The organism is Enterobacter sp. MF024 (assembly GCF_005843915.1).
GTDB lineage: Bacteria > Pseudomonadota > Gammaproteobacteria > Enterobacterales > Enterobacteriaceae > Enterobacter > Enterobacter barmai.
Map to the genome: position 1 here is coordinate 331,161 of NZ_VCBB01000001.1, position 15,801 is coordinate 346,961.

Annotated in this window: 11 protein-coding genes and 1 other RNA gene; 4 read left to right on the forward strand and 8 right to left on the reverse strand. The window is 56.2% G+C overall.

Annotated features, from left to right (window positions below):
* Positions 1-18: 18 nt before the first annotated feature.
* The 4 genes from FFB58_RS01760 to FFB58_RS01775 all read right to left on the reverse strand — a co-directional run bounded on the left by FFB58_RS01760 (position 19) and on the right by FFB58_RS01775 (position 4,507).
* Entirely contained in the window at positions 19-2,004 is a 1,986-nt protein-coding gene (locus FFB58_RS01760; RefSeq protein WP_138368793.1) for a TonB-dependent hemoglobin/transferrin/lactoferrin family receptor, read from the reverse strand.
* 69 nt (positions 2,005-2,073) lie between these two features.
* Complete coding sequence (gene hemP / locus FFB58_RS01765) at positions 2,074-2,310, reverse strand: hemin uptake protein HemP (protein ID WP_039029087.1); 237 nt, start codon at positions 2,308-2,310, stop codon at positions 2,074-2,076.
* 163 nt (positions 2,311-2,473) lie between these two features.
* A complete protein-coding gene (gene aroH, locus FFB58_RS01770) occupies positions 2,474-3,520 on the reverse strand; it encodes a 3-deoxy-7-phosphoheptulonate synthase AroH (protein WP_138368794.1) in 1,047 nt (348 codons plus the stop codon).
* 153 nt (positions 3,521-3,673) lie between these two features.
* The gene (locus tag FFB58_RS01775; protein WP_039029088.1) at positions 3,674-4,507 is read right to left on the reverse strand and encodes a pyruvate, water dikinase regulatory protein; all 834 of its coding nucleotides are present in this window, start codon (positions 4,505-4,507) and stop codon (positions 3,674-3,676) included.
* 338 nt (positions 4,508-4,845) lie between these two features.
* On the opposite strand from FFB58_RS01775, the gene ppsA reads away from it, so the two are divergent.
* Positions 4,846-7,224 (forward strand): phosphoenolpyruvate synthase, encoded by a 2,379-nt coding sequence (gene ppsA, locus FFB58_RS01780; protein ID WP_039029089.1) that lies wholly within the window; start codon positions 4,846-4,848, stop codon positions 7,222-7,224.
* Between the two features lie 546 nt (positions 7,225-7,770).
* A complete protein-coding gene (locus FFB58_RS22930; RefSeq protein ID WP_205735733.1) occupies positions 7,771-8,829 on the forward strand; it encodes a hypothetical protein in 1,059 nt (352 codons plus the stop codon).
* Between the two features lie 23 nt (positions 8,830-8,852).
* Here FFB58_RS22930 and rprA read toward each other — a convergent pair.
* An RNA gene (gene rprA, locus FFB58_RS01790) (antisense sRNA RprA) lies at positions 8,853-8,963 on the reverse strand.
* A 188-nt stretch (positions 8,964-9,151) separates the two neighbouring features.
* The gene (ydiK, locus tag FFB58_RS01795) at positions 9,152-10,264 is read right to left on the reverse strand and encodes an AI-2E family transporter YdiK (RefSeq protein ID WP_138368795.1); all 1,113 of its coding nucleotides are present in this window, start codon (positions 10,262-10,264) and stop codon (positions 9,152-9,154) included.
* A 206-nt stretch (positions 10,265-10,470) separates the two neighbouring features.
* Here ydiK and FFB58_RS01800 point away from each other — a divergent pair, with 206 nt between their 5' ends.
* Entirely contained in the window at positions 10,471-13,527 is a 3,057-nt protein-coding gene (locus FFB58_RS01800) for an FAD-binding and (Fe-S)-binding domain-containing protein (RefSeq protein WP_138368796.1), read from the forward strand.
* Positions 13,524-13,934, forward strand: a complete 411-nt coding sequence (menI, locus tag FFB58_RS01805) for a 1,4-dihydroxy-2-naphthoyl-CoA hydrolase (RefSeq protein WP_039029093.1) — start codon at positions 13,524-13,526, stop codon at positions 13,932-13,934. Before FFB58_RS01800 ends, menI begins: the two co-directional genes overlap by 4 nt.
* Before the next feature lie 431 nt (positions 13,935-14,365).
* On the opposite strand, the gene FFB58_RS01810 is transcribed toward menI, so the two are convergent.
* Entirely contained in the window at positions 14,366-15,007 is a 642-nt protein-coding gene (locus tag FFB58_RS01810; protein WP_039029094.1) for a winged helix-turn-helix transcriptional regulator, read from the reverse strand.
* Positions 15,008-15,091: 84 nt separating this feature from the next.
* The gene (locus FFB58_RS01815) at positions 15,092-15,751 is read right to left on the reverse strand and encodes a helix-turn-helix domain-containing protein (protein ID WP_039029095.1); all 660 of its coding nucleotides are present in this window, start codon (positions 15,749-15,751) and stop codon (positions 15,092-15,094) included.
* Between the last annotated feature and the right edge of the window lie 50 nt (positions 15,752-15,801).

The following is a 15,801-nucleotide window of genomic DNA, read 5'->3' on the forward strand; positions in this document are numbered from 1 at the left end:
GCAGCCGGGGCAAGGGGATTACCACTGATAACTTACGAAAATCTTGCCGTTGCGCCCATCCTGCGGGATGCCCTGCGGCGACCAGTACTCTTTGTCGAAGGCGTTGCCGAGCACCAGAGTGGTGGTGACGCCCTTCAGCGCCTGCTGGCCTTGATAGCTGACGTAGAAATCGTTCACCGCGTAGCCCGGCTGGTGGCTGTAGCTGCTGCTCACGTGGGTGGAGCGATCGGCGAAGGTGCCAATCCAGCCCACGTTGAAGCCGCTCTGCGCCAGCGGGATGTCGAGCTTGCTGGAGACGGTATCCGGGCTGATGCTGGAGATGTACTCCCCGGTGTCGGTGTCTTTGCCCCGGGTGCGGTTATAGGCCACATCCAGGCTGAACAGGCTGGCGGAGTATTTCGCCATCATGTCCCAGCCCCAGATTTTGGCGTTCGGCACGTTGTACGACATGGTGGTCGCGGCGGCGAAATCGACGGTGGTGGAGATGTAATCTTTGGCGTTGGTATCAAAGTAGCTGGCTTTGAACTCCAGCGCATCGTTGGCGAGCATCAGATCGTCAAAGCGCAGGCCAAATCCGTACTCCTGGGTTTCGTTGGTTTCCGGGCGCAGATTCGGGTTCGGCACCCAGTAGTTGGTGTAGAACCGGCCAATGGAGAAGTGCTTCGCGTCGTTGTACATCTCGCCCATCGTCGGGGCACGGAAGGCCTGGGCATAAGAGCCGAACATCATCAGCCAGTCGGTCGGGGAGACGGTGATCCCGGCGCGTGATGACCACTTATCGGCGTCCACGTCCTCGTAGCCGTCGCTGCTGCCGCGGTAATTATCGTAGCGGGTGCCGCCCAGCAGGGTGACGGGCAGATCGCGCAGGGTGATCTCATCCTGCAGCCAGCCGGAGCTGAAGTCGATGCTCGCATCCGGGAAGCCGGTGGTGGCGCCAGAAGGCGACTGCTCCTGACGGTAATACTCGCCGCCGTAGGTCAGCAGGTGCGAGGCGAAAGAGTCGGCAAACAGGCGAGTGCGGTTTTCCACTTTGCCGCCTTTGGTGGTCTGCTCGCGGTACTCCCCGGTGCCGTCGATGTTCTGGGCATTAATTCGCGCTTCAGACCAGTAGATCCGGGCATCGGCGTTCAGCCAGTCGTTGCCTTCCGGGGCGATGTGATACCCCAGTTGCGCATCACGCTGGATGGTGGAGCGGTCTGTCATCGGGTTGCTGCTGTCGTCGGCCTCGATGGTCTGCGGGTTTTTGGGCTCCTGCGCCGCGTTGTTGTAATAGCGCAGCGAGCCGCTCAGGGACTGGGCCTGATCCATCTGCCAGCTGCCTTTTGCCAGCATATTGTTGATTGATTCGTCGTTCGGCGCGGTCTCGCCGCCGCCCTGGCGGATATCCCCGCGATCCCGGCTCGACCAGGCCACCAGACCATCGAGAGTATCGGTCCGGCCAAAGGCGCTGGCCCCCATGCCGAGGCTGTGATCGCCGGTAGCGGCGGTGCCAAACACGCGGAAGCCGCTGCTCTGGCCGGGCTGGAGCAGGTCTTTTGCATCGGCGGTGTCATAGGCGATCACCCCGCCCATCGCACCGCTGCCGTACAGCAGGGCGGACGGGCCGCGCACGATCTCAATGCGCTTGATCAGCGCCGGGTCAAGGAAGGTGCTGTTCAGGTGGCCGGTATCGGTGCCCTGACGGACGCCGTCCACCAGCACCAGCACGCCGCGACGATCGTAGCCGCGCAGATTGACGTCCTGGCCGTTGGTGCGCCCGGTGCCGTCAAGGGTCAGGCCCGGGACGTGGCGCAGCAGATCGGCGGCAGAGCTGGCGGTTTGATTTTCCGGGGCGGTGGCGTCAATGACGGTCACCATCATCGGCGCTTCAAAGGCGCTGCGGGCGTTACCGGTGGCGGTCACCGTCATGTCGTCGGTGGCGGCAAGGGCTATTCCCGGCAGGGCGGTGGTAATGGCCAGCGCCAGCAGCGACGGGCGTAAAGACGCGGTATTCAGGTATGGCATGAGCCACTCTCCATTTAAAAGTGAAAAGCGCTGGCTGCCTGGGGGAACCTGGGTGGCTGGCGAAGGTGCTTATTTTGTGAGGATTAATTTTCCGGCATGTGTCTGGCGCAACAGGTAGTGCTGGCCGTCATGCTCGATAATGACGCGTCCTTCCTCGCCCAACAGCTGTTTACTGTTAATGCGACGATCGTTCGCGTCCGGGGCAGGCTGTGTTTTGTCTTCAGGACGAGTGAGCGTTGCTGCGGTGTTATCCATACGTGACATAATGTTTTTCAAAATAGCAATCAATGTAACAATGATAATCATTATCAACAAATCATTTTTAACGGCAAGCGTTTTATGAAAAAACAGTGACTGAGGGAACGTTAAAGGGTTGTGCGGGATGAAAAAAGCCGGGTGGCGCTTCGCTTACCCGGCCTACAAAGTGTGGTACGTAGGCCCGGTAAGCGAAGCGCCACCGGGCGAAATGTCAGAAGCGAGAGTCCACCGCCACCGCAAGTTTATCCAGCAGCACTTCGGTATCTTCCCAGCTCAGGCAGGGGTCGGTAATGGACTGACCGTAGGTAATCGGCTGGCCGACCACCACTTTTTGCGTGCCTTCGCGCAGGAAACTTTCGGCCATAATCCCGGCAATGGCGCTGGAGCCGTTGCGGATCTGCTGGCACACCTCGTCGCAGACGTCCAGCTGGCGGCGGTGCTGTTTCTGGCAGTTGCCGTGGCTGAAATCGATCACCAGCTGCTCCGGCAGGTCGAACTCGCGCAGGGTGTCGCAGGCTTCGGCGATATCCTGCGGATGATAGTTCGGCTGTTTACCGCCGCGCATAATGATGTGGCCGTACGGGTTGCCGCTGGTTTGATAGATGGTCATCTGGCCGTTCTTGTCCGGAGACAGGAACATATGGCTGGCGCGGGCGGCGCGGATGGCATCCACCGCAATGCGGGTATTGCCGTCGGTGCCGTTTTTGAAGCCCACCGGGCAGGAGAGCGCCGAGGCCATTTCACGGTGGATCTGGCTTTCCGTAGTGCGTGCGCCAATCGCCCCCCAGCTGATGAGATCGGCGATAAACTGTCCGGTCACCATATCCAGGAATTCGGTGGCGGTCGGCACGCCAAGTTCGTTAACCTGCAACAGCAGTTTGCGCGCCAGCTGAATGCCGTGATTGACCCGGTAGCTGCCGTTTAAATCGGGATCGGAGATCAGCCCTTTCCAGCCCACCACGGTGCGCGGTTTCTCAAAGTAGGTGCGCATCACGATCTCCAGACGCGCGTGGTGCTTATCCCGCAGCCCTTTCAGGCGCTGGGCGTAATCCATCGCGGCATCAAGATCGTGAATGGAGCAGGGGCCTACGATCACCAGCAGGCGGCGATCGTCCCCGTTCAGGATTTTTTCAATACGCTTACGTGACGTTGTCACGTGGTCGGCCACTGCCGCAGAAACAGGGTATCGCTGGGCCAGTTCTGCTGGCGTCACCAGGCTGTCGATACGCGCTGTGCGGAGTTCATCGGTTTTATTCATGGTATTTCTCAGAATGTAGTGCTTCATCGGTAACTTACCGGGAAGTGATGGGCATCACCTTAAACCAATCCCCGCTGATTTCAAGTGCAGGGCACAAGCGTGCCCTGTTATGGGTAGCGAGTATAAAGGATTGCGAACCAATGTACTAGCCTGTTAGTACATGCGGCGGTTCAGCCCCATTATGTCGAGGATCTTGGTGGCAATCTCTTCTACCGAATAGTTGGTACTGTTGAGACACGGAATGTTGTTCTTCCGGTACAGGGCTTCCACTTCAGCCACCTCCATCCGGCACTGGCGCATCGACGCATAGCGGCTATTTTCCCGGCGCTCTTCGCGGATGGCCGCCAGACGTTCCGGGTTAATGGTCAGACCAAACAGCTTGTGCTGGAGCGGTTTCAGCGCCGCCGGGAGAACCAGATTATCCATATCATCGGCAATAAAGGGGTAGTTTGCCGCGCGGATGCCGAACTGCAACGCCAGATAGAGGCTGGTGGGGGTTTTGCCGCAGCGCGAAACGCCGAGCAGAATGACCTGGGCCTGATCGAGGTTACGCATCGAGATGCCGTCATCGTGGGCGAGGGTGTAATCAATGGCGGCGATACGGGCGTCGTACTTAATGATATTCGCCGGGTTCAGACCGTGGGTACGGTGCGCCACCGGGGTAGGGTCCAGCTTCAACTCCTGCTGCAGCGGGGCCACCAGCGCCTGGACGATGTCCTGGCAGAAACCTTCACTTTGCAGAATGATATTGCGGATTTCCGGGATCACAATCGAGTAGAACACCAGCGGACGCTCGCCGGTCTGCTGGAAAATGGCATCAATTTGATCTTTCACCGCTCTGGCGCGGCTCTCGTTTTCCACAAACGGCAGGGTGATGCTGTTGATGGAAACCGGGAATTGCGACATCACCGCATGGCCCAGCACTTCGGCGGTGATCGCCGTACCATCGGAAATATAAAAAACGTGGCGATCGACAGCATTATCCATTTTGCACACTCGGTATATCAGATGTAATTGACTGAAAGCATAAATTAAAAAAGTAAATTACAACAGTCAACGGGGGCGGGAAATTCAAAATGAAACGCTATTTTTATTTTTAATGAAAGGGGTGTTTCATTTTTCAAAATCACCCTAAAGTCTGAGTTTTTTTGTGGGAATCCATAGGAATCATCGGGTTAGCATTTAAGCGGGAACAGTCTGAAAAGCGAAAAAATAAAAGTGCTTACACGATTCACCGTTTTTTTAGCGCGATTAAATATGACAGTATAAATACGCAGTAAGGAGTTTCTTAAAACCCGTTCATATATCATAAAAGGATTGTTTCGATGTCCAACAATGGCTCGTCACCGCTGGTGCTTTGGTATAACCAACTCGGCATGAATGATGTAGACAGAGTTGGAGGCAAAAATGCCTCCCTGGGTGAAATGATTACAAATCTGTCCAGTATGGGTGTCTCCGTACCGAATGGATTTGCTACCACCGCCGATGCTTTTAACTATTTTCTGGATCAAAGCGGCGTAAACCAGCGCATTTACGAACTACTGGATAACACGGACATTGATGATGTCTCCGAGCTTGCCAAAGCCGGGACGCAGATCCGCCAGTGGATCATCGACACACCTTTCCAGCCTGAACTGGAAAAAGCCATCCACGACGCCTATAACCAGCTCTCCGCTGATGATGCTCAGGCCTCCTTTGCCGTGCGCTCCTCCGCCACCGCAGAAGATATGCCGGATGCCTCCTTTGCCGGTCAGCAGGAGACCTTCCTTAACGTACAGGGCTACGATGCGGTGCTGGTGGCGGTTAAACACGTGTTTGCTTCCCTGTTTAACGACCGCGCCATCTCCTATCGCGTGCATCAGGGCTACGACCACCGCGGCGTTGCGCTGTCGGCGGGCGTGCAGCGCATGGTGCGTTCGGATCTGGCCTCGTCAGGCGTGATGTTCTCTATTGATACCGAATCGGGTTTCGATCAGGTGGTCTTTATCACCTCCGCCTGGGGTCTGGGCGAGATGGTGGTGCAGGGTGCGGTCAACCCTGACGAATTCTATGTACACAAGCCAACCCTGGCAGCAGATCGCCCGGCTATCGTGCGTCGCACCATGGGTTCGAAAAAAATCCGCATGATCTACGCCCCGACCCAGGAGCACGGCAAGCAGGTCCGGATTGAAGATGTGCCGCAGGAACAGTGCGATCGCTTCTCGCTGACCGATGCCGAAGTGCAGGAGCTGGCGAAGCAGGCGGTGCAGATTGAGAAGCACTATGGCCGTCCGATGGATATCGAATGGGCCAAAGACGGTAACACCGGCAAGCTGTTTATCGTCCAGGCGCGTCCGGAAACCGTCCGCTCCCGCGGCCAGGTGATGGAGCGTTACACCCTGCATGCGCAGGGCAAAATCATCGCTGAAGGCCGTGCCATCGGTCACCGCATCGGCGCAGGTCCGGTGAAAGTGATCCACGACATCAGCGAAATGAACCGTATCCAGCCGGGCGACGTGCTGGTCACCGACATGACCGACCCGGACTGGGAACCGATCATGAAAAAGGCGGCAGCGATTGTCACCAACCGTGGCGGCCGTACCTGTCACGCGGCAATCATCGCCCGTGAGCTGGGTATTCCGGCGGTTGTTGGCTGCGGCGACGCCACCGAACGCATGAAAGACGATGAGAACGTCACCGTCTCCTGTGCCGAAGGCGACACCGGTTACGTCTACGCGGAACTGCTGGACTTCAGCGTGAAGAGCTCCAGCGTGGATACCATGCCGGATCTGCCGCTGAAGATCATGATGAACGTCGGCAACCCGGACCGCGCGTTCGACTTCGCCTGTCTGCCTAACGAAGGCGTTGGCCTGGCGCGTCTGGAGTTCATCATCAACCGTATGATCGGGGTCCACCCGCGTGCGCTGCTGGAGTTCGATGACCAGGATCCGAAGCTGCAGAAAGAAATTCGCGAGATGATGAAGGGCTACGACTCGCCGAAAGAGTTCTACGTCGGCCGTCTGACCGAAGGGATCGCGACCCTTGGCGCTGCGTTCTTCCCGAAACGCGTGATCGTGCGTCTCTCTGACTTCAAATCGAACGAATACGCCAACCTGGTGGGCGGCGAGCGTTACGAGCCGGAAGAAGAGAACCCGATGCTGGGCTTCCGTGGCGCCGGTCGTTATGTCTCTGACAGCTTCCGCGACTGTTTTGCCCTGGAGTGCGAGGCGGTGAAACGCGTGCGTAACGAGATGGGCCTGACCAACGTCGAGATCATGGTGCCGTTCGTGCGTACCGTGGATCAGGCGAAAGCGGTGGTTGACGAGCTGGCGCGTCAGGGGCTGAAGCGCGGCGAGAACGGACTCAAAATCATCATGATGTGTGAGATCCCGTCCAACGCCCTGCTGGCAGAGCAGTTCCTTGAGCACTTCGACGGCTTCTCTATCGGCTCGAACGATATGACGCAGCTGGCGCTGGGTCTGGATCGCGACTCCGGCGTGGTCTCCGCGCTGTTTGATGAGCGTAACGAGGCGGTGAAAGCGCTGCTGTCGATGGCTATCCGCGCCGCGAAAAAACAGGGCAAGTACGTCGGCATCTGTGGTCAGGGTCCTTCCGACCATGAAGACTTTGCCGCATGGCTGATGGAAGAGGGGATCGACAGCCTGTCCCTGAACCCGGACACTGTGGTACAAACCTGGCTCAGCCTGGCCGAACTGAACAAGTAACGTCACGCTTCTGCAACAAATAAAGGCGAGGACTTTGGTCCTCGCCTTTTTTTATGCTTCATGCTCAGGACATTAACCGTTACGTTATCGCTCTGTTTACCAGTGCGGTTTCTGTAAATATTTCAACTGATTAAAAAATAGCCAGTGATATTAACGCTGATTTTATTTGATGCATTTGTGCTATTCAGGACGGTCAGCGTTGACTGTTTTATCCTGTAAGAACATTCTTAGCGGGCACAAGTGAACGACGCTTTATTAATAGTGGTGGGAGCTAACAAATAATTAATATTAACACGCGATGGAAAGCTAAATATTCTCAAGGCTCAATGCGAAACACAAATACGCTGCATTTATGGAACGTTTCAAACATTGTGAAACAGGTGTGGTGTGTGAGCAGTGCTTTATCCCACTGTATTGTTGCATGGGTTCTGGTATTGAAATTTAGGGTGTTATCACCGTTGGTATAATGCCAGTTATCACGGTTAAAGAGTTGATTGTGCTTCTTCAGCGTCAGCAAATAGTTGCTGACGTATCGGGGTGATCCTTATGAATATGATCGTCCCGCTCTGTTCTGTTAATTTAAGTGTGGAATTTAAAATGAAACGTTCTGTCTTAGCTTTGCTTATTCTTAGTTCTTTTGCTGCCTCTGCTCACGGTAATCACGGTAATCACGGTGGCGGTCATATGGGCGGCCATTCTTTTAATAATCATTCTTTCAATGGTCATAGTTTTAATGGTCGTAATGCAGGACGCATTAATAATGGGCACACCTTTAACGGCTTTTCGCGCGGCTCAATTAACATGGGTGACACCAGCCGTACTATTGCTGTAAAAGACGGTGCGATAGTGGGTACCAAAACGACCACTATGGGTAATGTCACACGACTGGAAACTAACGTTATTTCTGCAGACTATCGCTCGCATTCTGTCGCGGTAACCAACGGCACGAAGACGGCGGTAGCAACGGGTAGCTATAAAGACGGTATGGGTGGTATCAGCGTGCATGGCGTGAATAATGGTGTGAATACTGTCGGTCATGTCTCTTTATACAACGATGTTGCAAATGCCGATTATCGCACCAGTGTGGTTAAAAACGACGAAGTGACCCGTGTTGGCCTTAACATTGTCTCTCCAACTCAGCGTTCACATATGGTCGATGTGAAGAGTGGTGACTACTCCCATGTTCACACGCGTGGTTCCCTTGACACTGAAGAGGGCGTGCGTGGCTGGAACAAGTCAGTTACCAAAGAAGGCCAGTATGGTTTTGAACGTTCTGTTGATGCTAAAGGCATTGCAACTGTCGCTGCCTTTGGTCCAGCGCATTACGCTGAGATTGTCGCCAATCTGAACACCGGTAAATACAAAGCGTTTAGTGATATCACTCCACCGACGCCTGTACCAACCCCGACTCCAACCCCAACGCCGACACCTGCACCAACGCCAGCACCAACGCCAGCACCGACGCCAGCACCGACGCCAGCGCCAGCACCGACGCCAGCGCCGACGCCAGCGCCAACCCCTGTCACACCTGACATGCCTGTTACCGCTCACATCTCATATGTGAACGCTGATAACGACTACGTTTTGTACTGGTGGAATGTATAACAGGCAGGAGCATGAATTTTATTGTAAAAAAAAGCCCATCGTGGGAGATGGGCAAAGACTACACACAGCAATTCGTTGTTTCACTCAGGGGATTTCCATGCTTATAAATCAAGATGTTGTTGATTCATAACCGTGACCTAATAGTAGGCATAGCGAATTTTTGCGTCGATCAGATTCGTCTCAATAGTTTAAAAAGCATGAAGAATTTATGAAGTAGATTGAAGGAATTAGGGGCGCTGAAGGGTTTAGTGGTGCTTAATGCCAAGCTAATTGATAAGTGATGCTTAACATTCTGGTGGGCGTACCCACCAGAATGGGAGATTTACTGTTTCGGCTCGTCCGTTTCGTGAAGCGTGGCAAGCAGGACATCGGGATCGGTTGGCGGTAGCGGGACTTCGTGCACCCAGGCGGAGAAGAGTCGCCAGGAGACGGCCAGCAGCACCGGTCCGATAAACAGACCGATCATGCCGAAAGCGATCAACCCACCGATCACGCCGGAGAGGATCAGAATCAACGGCAGATCGGCCCCCATGCGGATCAGTAGCGGGCGGATCACGTTATCCATCGTACCCACCACGCAGCTCCAGACCAGCAGCACCGTGCCCCAGGTGGTATCCCCGCTCCAGTAGAGCCAGATAATTGCCGGAACCAGAACCAGCAATGGCCCCAGCTGCATCAGACAGGTTAACAACATCAGCACCGTAAAGAGGGTGGCATAAGGCACCCCCGCGATCGCCAGACCAATACCGCCCAGCACCGACTGCACCAGCGCCGTCACCACCACGCCTAACGCCACCGCGCGCACCGCCTGCGCCGCCAGCAGCATCGCCGCGTCGCCGCGCGTCGAGGCCAGACGGGTGGCAAAATGACGCACCCCAAGGGCTACCCGCTCTCCGCGCCAGTAGAGCAGGGCGCTGAACAGCAGCATCAGCACGCAGTGCACCACAAAGCGGCCCAGATGGGCAGCGGTACCCACAAACCAGGTGGTGGTGGCGCCAATATAGGGCCGCACTTTCGCCATAATGGCGCTGCCGCCCATGTCCAGCAGGTTGTGCCAGCCGGCATAGAGCTTGTCGCCAATCAGCGGAATGTCGTTCAGCCAGGCCATTTCCGGCAGCGTCATATCGCCGCTGGTGATGCTGGAAATGAGCGGGCCGCTGCCGTCCACCAGGCTATTCACCAGTAACGCAACCGGGATAACAAACAGCAGCACCAACAGCACCATCATTACCAGCACCGCCAGTGTCCGGCGGCCAAACAGTAAACGCTCGAGGCGAATGAACAGCGGCCAGGTGGCGATCACCACGGTCCCCGCCCATGCAAAGCCAAGAATAAAGGGTTGAACAATCCACAGACACGCAATAATCATGATTGCCAGGAACAGCACCGACAGCAAAACTTGTGCAACGTCCCTGGGCTGGTGTCGATTGACCATAAATGAAATTCACCTTGTGAGAACACCGGCAGACCGGCGAGAACATGAAACCGCATCACTATAATCATTAGTGATTTCAGCCATTTTTAACAGGCAGATTCTGCCTGTAATTCTGTCGGGCGGATACGTTTAAAATGTGATACAAAATGTGAGACACAACGCAAACGATTATCTACAACTATTCAGATTGGGCAGGGTCGACAGTAATGATCCCACAAATTTCTCAGGCACCCGGCGTCGTTCAGCTGGTGCTGAATTTTTTGCAGGCACTGGAGCAACAGGGTTTTACCGGCGATACCGCCACACGTTATGCCGACCGGCTGACGATGGCGACCGACAACAGTATCTACCAGCTACTTCCCGATGCAGTCGTTTTTCCCCGTTCTACCGCTGATGTGGCACTCCTTGCCCGTCTGGCGTCCCAGGAGCGCTTCGCTTCATTAATCTTTACCCCTCGCGGCGGCGGCACCGGCACCAACGGCCAGGCGCTGAACACGGGGATCGTTGTCGATATGTCCCGCTACATGAACCGCATCATTGAGATCAACCCGGAAGAGGGGTGGGTGCGGGTGGAAGCCGGGGTCATTAAGGATCAGCTGAACCAGTACCTGAAGCCGTACGGCTATTTCTTTGCGCCGGAGCTGTCGACCAGTAACCGCGCCACCCTCGGCGGCATGATCAATACCGACGCCTCCGGTCAGGGGTCGCTGGTGTACGGTAAAACCTCCGATCACGTCCTCGGCGTGCGGGCGGTGCTGCTGGGCGGTGATATTCTCGATACCCAGCCGATGCCGGTTCAGCTTGCCGAAACGCTCGGAAAAGACAACACCACCACCGGGCGCATCTATCGCACCGTACTGGAACGCTGTCGCGACAACCGCCAGCTGATTATCGATAAATTCCCGAAACTGAACCGCTTCCTGACCGGCTACGATCTGCGCCATGTCTTTAATGACGATCTCAGCCAGTTCGATTTGACCCGCATCCTCACCGGTTCCGAAGGGACGCTGGCCTTTATCACCGAGGCGCGTCTCGACATCACTCGTCTGCCCAAAGTCCGCCGCCTGGTGAATGTGAAGTACAACTCCTTCGACTCTGCGCTGCGTAACGCGCCCTTTATGGTGGATGCCCGCGCGCTGTCGGTGGAAACCGTCGACTCCAAAGTGCTCAACCTGGCGCGGGAAGATATCGTCTGGCACTCGGTCAGCGAGCTGATTACCGACGTGCCCGACAAAGAGATGCTTGGCCTCAACATCGTTGAATTTGCCGGCGATGACGCCGGGCTTATCGAAAGCCAGGTTGAGAACCTGTGCCAGCGCCTGGACGAGCTCATCGCCCGGGGCGAGGGCGGGGTGATTGGCTGGCAGCTGTGCAACGATCTCTCCGGCATCGAGCGTATCTATGCGATGCGTAAAAAAGCGGTGGGGCTGCTGGGCAACGCCAAAGGGGCGGCCAAGCCGATCCCCTTTGCCGAAGATACCTGCGTCCCGCCGGAAAACCTGGCGGATTACATCGTCGAGTTCCGCGCGTTGCTCGACAGCCACGGCCTGAGCTACGGCATGTTTGGCCATGTCGACGCCGGAGTGCTGCACGTGCGCCCGGCGCTGGATATGTGCGATCCGCAGCAGGAGATACTGATGAAGCAGATCTCCGACGACGTGGTGGCGCTCACCGCGAAGTATGGCGGCCTGCTGTGGGGCGAGCACGGGAAGGGGTTCCGCGCGGAATACAGTCCGGCCTTCTTTGGCGAGCAGCTGTACGGCGAACTGCGCAAAATCAAAGCCGCCTTTGATCCGGACAACCGCCTCAACCCCGGTAAAATCTGCCCGCCGGAAGGCATTGACGCCCCGATGATGCAGGTGGATGCGGTCAAACGCGGCACCTTCGACCGTCAGATCCCCATTGCCGTGCGCTCGTCCTGGCGCGGGGCGATGGAGTGTAACGGCAACGGCCTGTGCTTTAACTTTGATGTTAAAAGCCCGATGTGTCCGTCTATGAAGATCACCAGCAACCGCATCCACTCGCCGAAAGGGCGTGCGACGCTGGTACGCGAGTGGCTGCGTCTGCTCGCCGACCGCGGCGTGGATCCGCTGGCGCTGGAAAAAGAGCTGCCGGAAAAACGCGCCAGCCTGCGTACCCTGGTCGAACGCACCCGCAACAGCTGGCATGCGCGCAAAGGGGAGTATGACTTCTCCCACGAGGTGAAAGAGGCGATGTCGGGCTGTCTGGCCTGCAAAGCCTGCTCCACCCAGTGCCCGATTAAGATCGACGTCCCGGAGTTCCGCTCGCGCTTCCTGCAGCTCTATCACAGCCGTTATCTGCGCCCGATGCGCGATCATCTGGTGGCCACGGTGGAGAGCTATGCCCCGCTGATGGCCCGCGCGCCGCGCACTTTTAACTTCTTTATCAACCAGCCGCTGGTGCGCAAACTCTCCGAGAAGCATATCGGCATGATCGACCTGCCGCTGCTCTCCACGCCGTCATTGCAGCGTCAGATGGTCGGCCACCGCTCCGCTAACCTGACCCTCGAGCAGCTTGAGACCCTGAGCGCCGAGCAAAAAGCGAAAACGGTGCTGGTGGTGCAGGATCCCTTTACCAGCTATTACGATGCGCAGGTGGTGGCCGATTTTATTCGTCTGGCCGAGCGGCTGGGGTACCAGCCGGTGCTGCTGCCGTTTTCACCGAACGGCAAAGCGCAGCACATTAAAGGTTTCCTCAACCGCTTTGCGAAAACGGCGCAAAAGACCTCGGACTTCCTGAGCCGGGTGGCGCAGCTGGGCATGCCGATGGTGGGCGTCGATCCGGCGCTGGTGCTCTGCTATCGCGATGAGTACAAACAGACGCTCGGCGACAAGCGCGGCGAGTTCCACGTGATGCTGGTGCACGAGTGGCTGCCATCGGTTGTCAACGCGCAAACCGCGCCGGAGACCAGCGGCGAGCCGTGGTATCTGTTCGGGCACTGCACCGAAGTAACCGCGCTGCCGGGGGCGCCTGCGCAGTGGGCCGCTATCTTTGCTCGCTTTGGCGCGAAGCTGGAGAGCGTCAGCGTGGGCTGTTGCGGTATGGCCGGAACCTACGGCCATGAGGTGGTGAACCACGCCAACTCGCTCGGGATCTACGAGCTCTCCTGGCACCAGGCGATGCAGCGTCTGCCGCGTAACCGCTGTCTGGCGACCGGCTACTCATGCCGTAGCCAGGTCAAACGCGTCGAGGGCAGCGGCGTGCGCCATCCACTGCAGGCCTTACTGGAGATAATGGGATGATCTGGAAACGCGCGGTCACGTTGCAGGCGTTAAACGCCATGAGCGACGGAAATATGGTGGGCTTGCTGGATATCCAGTTTACCCGCATCGGCGAGGATGAACTGGAAGCCACTATGCCGGTGGACAGCCGCACCCATCAGCCGTTTGGCCTGCTGCACGGCGGCGCCTCTGTGGTGCTGGCCGAAACTCTGGGTTCGGTGGCGGGCTATCTCTGCACCGAAGGGGAGCAGAAGGTGGTGGGGCTGGAGGTGAATGCCAACCACATGCGTTCCGTGCGCAGCGGTCGGGTGCGCGGCGTCTGTCGCGCGCTGCATACCGGCGGACGTCACCAGGTGTGGCAGATTGAGATTCTGGATGAGCAGGACCGGCTGTGCTGCACGTCGCGGCTCACCACCGCCGTAGTATAAGAAAAGGCCGCGAATGCGGCCTTTTTGCTTTTCCATCTCGTTGAAATAGCATCGCTTCCTGGCGGGCCGCAATTTATGCTAATTCGCACCCTCAGATTTATGAGACTATTCCTATGCTCCTTCAAGAGCTAAGCCATATTGAGTGCCGGAGATAAGCGCCGGATGGAGCGAGAAGCCCTTAAGATTACCTCAGGTAGTCTTAAGGGCTTTCTTTTTGGTACTCAGTAATCGTTGTTAATGTCCTGCATGGCAGACAGGATAACCAGCCCGGTAATGACGACGGCAACGACGGCGATGGTCACAAGTGCAATGAGCATTTTCCCCTCCGTATGCTGCCCTTTTGCCAAAGCATAGCGCACCAGGAGGGGATCGCCTCAGCCATCCGACTGAGATTCGGAATACGCTTACAATGCGAACATGTGCGAATTCACTCAATATTTAGTGGGGAGTTTGTTAATTTTAATCAGTCGGCCCTCTTCCATTTCCACATAACCGCCGGCTTTCAGATCGGCCAGAATACGCATTACGCCGCTGCGTGAAAGCTGCGTCTTATCCCGGATATACCTCTCTGCGGTGATCTTTTCGCGAAAACTCTCATCTTCGTTCATCAGTTCCAGCAGGTGCTTGCGGATTAACTCATACGCCGTTGGCGTGCCCTCGGGCATGATGTGGTGGTAGAGCCGGTTATAGACAAACATCAGATGGCTGGAAACCAATCCCCACAGATCCTGCTGCTGGCAAATAGCGTTGACCTTATCCGCCGGAATAATGCCAATTTTGCACGGCTTAATGGTTTTGAAATAGTCGTCAAAATAGATATCCGTGAGGTTCGCCAGGCCGAAAACCGCAGGGCTGGTGGCGGTTGACAGCAGCATATTGTTGCTCCGGCGATAGATCGCCACGCTTCCCTCGATGATCAGATAACAGATCCCCTGACCTTTTACGCACAGATCAAAGCGTTCCCCCCGCTGAGCGTCGTAAATGGTGGCGTGGGGTTGCAGATGGGTAATAAGTTCCTGAGACCAGGGCGACCCACGCGGAACCGAACCGGGGAGCGTTGTTGGCGATGACATAAAATAACCTGCGAGCTGAGAGTGACGTAATGACGATTATTATAGTGCCACTCGGCTTTGAGAAGTACGGGTTACACAGCCGCATCAATATTTTTGCGGCAGGTGGTGAATATCCAGCAGTACGCCCCGCTGCATGGTGATATATCCCCCGGTACGCAACTCTGACAGAATGCGCATGATGCCGCTTCGGGAAAGGTAGGTGCGGCTTTTTATGTAAGCCGCCGCGGTGGTATTGAGCCGGACCGAATCGGGTTCCTGTAATAGTTCCACCAGTTGCACCCGAATAATGTCATACGCGGACATCTGCGATATTTGCGAGCAATGCTCATATATGCGGGAAACCGTGTAGATCAGCAGCCGGGAAAAATATTCCCATAACCCATCATTGGCGATGATTTGATTAAATAACTCCAGCGGCATACGTGCCACTTCAGAATCTTCCAGCGCCCTGGCATATAAATGCTCCGAGCACAATTGGCTGCTCACACCCAGGATAAAGGGTGCGGATTCTGAATTCAGCACCACGCCATCGCCACGGCGATGCAGCGCCACACTGCCTTTTAATAACAGCCAGCACTGGCGAACATCCGCCTCGTAATAATGTACCACTTCGCCCTTATTAACCGTCAGGGTCTCGGTAAAAGGTCGAAGATGCGCAATAAGTTTTTCTATATCGGCAAAAGGTTTTAACGCCAGCGAAGATGTATTGGGACCGGCCTTTACCGCCGTCATTCGGGTATTCATCAGGTGACCTCAATCTAAGCAAATTATCGGCTGGTTATTACCGGGCAGGA

Excerpts from the sequence above, each read along its gene's own strand:
- FFB58_RS01760 (WP_138368793.1), bottom strand. The coding sequence starts at position 2,004 with ATGCCATACCTGAATACCGCGTCTTTACGCCCGTCGCTGCTGGCGCTG.
- hemP (WP_039029087.1), bottom strand. The coding sequence starts at position 2,310 with ATGATTATCATTGTTACATTGATTGCTATTTTGAAAAACATTATGTCA.
- aroH (WP_138368794.1), bottom strand. The coding sequence starts at position 3,520 with ATGAATAAAACCGATGAACTCCGCACAGCGCGTATCGACAGCCTGGTG.
- FFB58_RS01775 (WP_039029088.1), bottom strand. The coding sequence starts at position 4,507 with ATGGATAATGCTGTCGATCGCCACGTTTTTTATATTTCCGATGGTACG.
- ppsA (WP_039029089.1), top strand. The coding sequence starts at position 4,846 with ATGTCCAACAATGGCTCGTCACCGCTGGTGCTTTGGTATAACCAACTC.
- FFB58_RS22930 (WP_205735733.1), top strand. The coding sequence starts at position 7,771 with ATGAATATGATCGTCCCGCTCTGTTCTGTTAATTTAAGTGTGGAATTT.
- ydiK (WP_138368795.1), bottom strand. The coding sequence starts at position 10,264 with ATGGTCAATCGACACCAGCCCAGGGACGTTGCACAAGTTTTGCTGTCG.
- FFB58_RS01800 (WP_138368796.1), top strand. The coding sequence starts at position 10,471 with ATGATCCCACAAATTTCTCAGGCACCCGGCGTCGTTCAGCTGGTGCTG.
- menI (WP_039029093.1), top strand. The coding sequence starts at position 13,524 with ATGATCTGGAAACGCGCGGTCACGTTGCAGGCGTTAAACGCCATGAGC.
- FFB58_RS01810 (WP_039029094.1), bottom strand. The coding sequence starts at position 15,007 with ATGTCATCGCCAACAACGCTCCCCGGTTCGGTTCCGCGTGGGTCGCCC.
- FFB58_RS01815 (WP_039029095.1), bottom strand. The coding sequence starts at position 15,751 with ATGAATACCCGAATGACGGCGGTAAAGGCCGGTCCCAATACATCTTCG.